This window comes from Kocuria sp. ZOR0020 (assembly GCF_000800955.1).
Classification (GTDB): domain Bacteria; phylum Actinomycetota; class Actinomycetes; order Actinomycetales; family Micrococcaceae; genus Kocuria; species Kocuria subflava.
In genome coordinates, this window is sequence record NZ_JROX01000297.1 from 1 (window position 1) to 3,104 (window position 3,104).

Below are 3,104 nucleotides of genomic sequence, written 5' to 3' on the forward strand. Positions count from 1 at the left end.
ATGTCGAAGGTGATGCGGGGGTCGATCATCGCGTCGCGGATTTCGACGATCACCCGGTGGAGGTGTCCTTCGGGGTCTTCACTGTTGGCAGCGAGGGGGTCGGCCTGGCTGAGCCCGGGCCGCGCGCGTCGCTCGGAGCCAGAGAGGGTCCAGCTGCGCCGTGAACGAGATCGTGTGTCGACGCCGGGAGCGGTGCTGGGCGCGGCGGACGGCGGGCTGGGCCGCGAACCCGGCGCAGAGGAACAGGAAAGTGAGGATGGAGAGCGGATCGTAGGCGGCCTGGATGGCGTGCATGAGGTCGAGGTGGCCGATGGCGTGGGCGATGTCCATGACGATCACGGCGAGGCAGAGCGCGACGCCGAACGCCGATCCCAGGCTCAGCAACATTGCGGGGAGGCGTTGGATGCCGGTGCTGTGTCGATACTGCCGTAGGGCGAGGATGAGCATCGTTGCGATGACGAGTGTTCCGTAGCTGAAGTTGATGATCGAGTAGACCGCTGCTGCGGGTTGCGCGCCGAGGTCGCTCATGAATCGTGTTGTGGTGGTACCGCGGTCGATGAACAGGAATGCTGCGGTGATCGCGAGTAGCGCGACGAGCAGGACGGGCGTACTGACGGCGGCGCGGACGAGCCTGGGCCGGTACTCGCCGGACTTCATGACACCGCGCCCGAGGAAGAAGAGCCCGGTCATCAGCAGGGCGTCCGCGATGAGCGTGGCGATGTTGGTGCCGCCGAGGAGCGGATCGACGACCGTGTAGATGGCATCGACGTTCAGCGTCATAGCGATGGCGATGGTGAGGGCGGCGTAGGTGACGCTGCGGTCGGTGCGTTTGCGGCGGAAGATGAGCAGGCTCGCCACGAGCGCCCACATGAGCGTCGCGACGAGCGTCTGGATCATCCGAAGACCTCCGAGTAGGCCGATTCGGCGAACACCGCCCCTCGGATGCCTGCGGCGAGCCGGTCGGCGAGGGACTCGGCGGCGATCTCGGTTTCGCTGTCGAGGTCTTGCCTACTGAGCAGCCGTGCGCGGGTGTACGGCGGGATGTTGGGCAGCAAGACCTCCTCGACGGCGCAGTCGTCGCCGTCGCAGTGCCCGAGGATCATGTGGGCAAGCTCGTGGAGCACGAACTGCTGGCGGTGTAGCGCGGAGTCGCTGCGGGCGTGGAGCACGAAGTCTTCGGCGTCGGTGGAGATCAAGGCCGCAGCATCCGCGAAGGCACTGCTTCACCGCGCGGCCACCCTGCGGCCCTCCTTGCAGTCGCCCGAACCACAGGATGTCGGCTACCTCCTGGGTGCCAGTCGCGGGACGAAGGTCTGGGCATCGGTCGAAGACTCGATCCTGCTGATCGGCCCACCCCGCTCCGGCAAGGGCCTGCACGTGGTCATCAACGCGATCCTCGACGCCCCCGGCGCGGTCGTCACCACCAGCACGAGACCCGACAACCTCACCGCGACCCTCCGCGCTCGACGCCGCAAGGGCGGGCCGGTCGCCGTGTTCGACCCCCAACACCTCGCCGAGGGCATCCCCGCTGGGCTGCGCTGGTCACCCATTCGCGGCTGTGACGATCCGTTGACGGCGATGATCCGCGCTAACGGACTCACAGCCGCCACGGGACTGTCCGCCGGAGGCGTCGAGTCCGGCGGGTTCTGGGAGGGCAAGACCCGCACTACACTTCAGAGCCTGCTGCACGCTGCCGCGCTGGACGGCCGCCCGCCCGCCGAGCTGTTCAGGTGGACTCTTGATCCCAGCGCGGCGTCCGAGGCCGTCGCGATCCTGAACTCGCACCCGAACGCGGCGATGGGTTGGGACGACTCCCTGGCCGCGATGATCGACGCCGACCCCAAGACCCGCGACAGCATCTGGCAAGGCGTCTCCCTCGCACTCGCCGCGCTCGCCGACCCGCGCGTGCTCCATGCCGTCACCCCAGGCCCGCACGAACACTTCAACCCCGAGACCTTCCTCACCGAACAAGGCACCCTCTACCTGCTCGCCACCGGTGTCGGAGCGGGAGCCTCCGCATCGCTTGTCGCGGCGTTCGTCGAAGACCTCATCGAAACCGCCCGCCGGCTCGCCGCCCGCTCACCCGGAGCACGGCTCGACCCACCACTGCTGCTCGCACTCGACGAGATCGGAAACCTCGCCCCTCTGCCGTCACTGCCGACGCTCATGGCCGAAGGCGGTGGCACTGGGATCACGACCATGCCGGTCTTGCAGTCCCTCGCCCAGGCTCGCGACAGGTGGAGTGAGCATCAGGCCGGAGCGATCTGGGACGCCAGCATCGTCAAGATCATCCTCGGCGGCGCATCCAACAGTCGCGACCTTCAAGACCTCTCCACCCTCATCGGCGAGCGTGACGAGTACACCGACAGCGTGACCCTCGGCGACCACGGCACCCGCTCCAACCAGCGCTCGATCCGTCGCGTCCCGATCCTGCCGCCCGACCGCATCCGCACCCTGCCATTCGGCACCGGCATCACGATGCTGCGCTCCGCGCCGCCCATCGTCACCGACCTGCGCGCCTGGCCGACCCGGCCCGACGCCGCGCAGCTCCGCAGCGACCGCAGCGAACTCGAATCACTACTGCGCCGCCCGGCCCTCTGAGCGCAGACCTGGTACGGAAGCGCACCGGCCTGACACAGCGGCCACACACGGCTGGTCGCCCGAGTTCAGGAGGACGCCATCATGGCCATTCACACCCACCAGTCCATCTCCGGGTTCGTCGCCTCGGATCCGCAGCTCAGCTACACCGAGCGCGGCGACGCGCGCCTCTACATGAAGGTCGGCATCGAGCACTACCGCAAGGAGCCCGATAACACCTTCACGCAACTGGAGACGACCTTCCACGACCTCATCGCGTATCGCGGTGCCGCCGAGCAGGGAGCCGAGCGGCTCGCCAAGGGCGACAACATCATCGCCGACGGGCGGGTGCGCGACTACTCCTACGAGCGAGGTGGCCAGCGCTACGAAGGCGAGGAGTTCATCGCGACGCGCATCGGACACGACCTCGCCCGCACCCGCTACGAAGTGGATCGCAGCGAACGCACTTCCGGCCGTGACGCGCCCGCGTTCGCCGCACCTCAGCAGGCTGTGCCGTCCACCGCGAC

Annotated in this window: 4 protein-coding genes; 2 read left to right on the forward strand and 2 right to left on the reverse strand. The window is 68.1% G+C overall.

Annotated features, from left to right (window positions below):
- Window positions 1-78: 78 nt before the first annotated feature.
- The gene (locus L979_RS13220; RefSeq protein ID WP_052209895.1) at window positions 79-897 is read right to left on the reverse strand and encodes a hypothetical protein; all 819 of its coding nucleotides are present in this window, start codon (window positions 895-897) and stop codon (window positions 79-81) included.
- Complete coding sequence (locus L979_RS13225; protein WP_231559548.1) at window positions 894-1,196, reverse strand: hypothetical protein; 303 nt, start codon at window positions 1,194-1,196, stop codon at window positions 894-896. Before L979_RS13225 ends, L979_RS13220 begins: the two co-directional genes overlap by 4 nt.
- On the opposite strand from L979_RS13225, the gene L979_RS13230 reads away from it, so the two are divergent.
- Together L979_RS13230 and L979_RS13235 are read left to right on the forward strand one after the other, a co-directional pair.
- Window positions 1,186-2,601 carry a type IV secretory system conjugative DNA transfer family protein gene (locus L979_RS13230; RefSeq protein WP_231559549.1) on the forward strand — a complete coding sequence of 472 codons (1,416 nt, stop codon included), beginning with the start codon at window positions 1,186-1,188 and terminating at the stop codon, window positions 2,599-2,601. The two genes, L979_RS13225 and L979_RS13230, sit on opposite strands and share 11 nt — an antisense overlap.
- 81 nt (window positions 2,602-2,682) lie before the next feature.
- On the forward strand, window positions 2,683-3,104 hold a 422-nt coding region (locus L979_RS13235), incomplete at its 3' end, for a single-stranded DNA-binding protein (protein ID WP_047692670.1).